Here is a 673-nt window from a genome sequence, read left to right as displayed (position 1 = left end):
GCCGACGACAGGCCGGTCGAGGTCGACGTGGACAGCGAGGTGATCGAGCTGTTCGCGGACGAGAGGCCTGTTGAGGTCGAAGTCGACAGCGAATCGATCGAGCTGTTGGCCGACGACAGACCCGTCGAGGTCGACGTGGACAGCGAAGTGATCGAGCTATTCGCGGACGACAGGCCCGTCGACGTTGACGTGGACAGGGACGTGATCGAGCTATTTGCCGACGAAAGTCCGGTCGAGGTTGAGGTGGACAGTGACGTGATCGAGCTGTTCGCCGACGACAGGCCGGTCGAGGTCGACGTGGACAGCGAGGTGATCGAGCTGTTCGCGGACGACAGGCCGGTCGAGGTCGAAGTCGACAGCGAGGTGATCGAGCTGTTCGCCGAGGACAGGCCGGTCGAGGTCGAAGTCGACAGCGAGGTGATCGAGCTGTTCGCCGACGACAGACCCGTCGAGGTCGACGTGGACAGCGAAGTGATCGAGCTGTTTGCCGACGACAAGCCGGTCGAAGTCGAGGTGGACAGCGAAGTGATCGAGCTGTTCGCGGACGACAGGCCGGTCGAGGTCGAAGTCGACAGCGAGGTGATCGAGCTGTTCGCCGACGACAGACCCGTCGAGGTCGACGTGGACAGCGAAGTGATCGAGCTGTTTGCCGACGACAAGCCGGTCGAAGTCG

1 protein-coding gene is annotated in these 673 nt (G+C 62.9%); it reads left to right on the top strand.

The window, feature by feature from the left end; genetic code table 11:
- The coding region (locus tag G3N62_RS35665; RefSeq protein WP_206141572.1) for a hypothetical protein at nucleotides 1-673 on the top strand (673 nt) is incomplete at both ends.

Source organism: Burkholderia sp. Tr-20355, assembly GCF_017104685.1.
GTDB lineage: Bacteria > Pseudomonadota > Gammaproteobacteria > Burkholderiales > Burkholderiaceae > Burkholderia > Burkholderia seminalis.
This window is presented reverse-complemented; position numbering and strand designations above follow the sequence as displayed.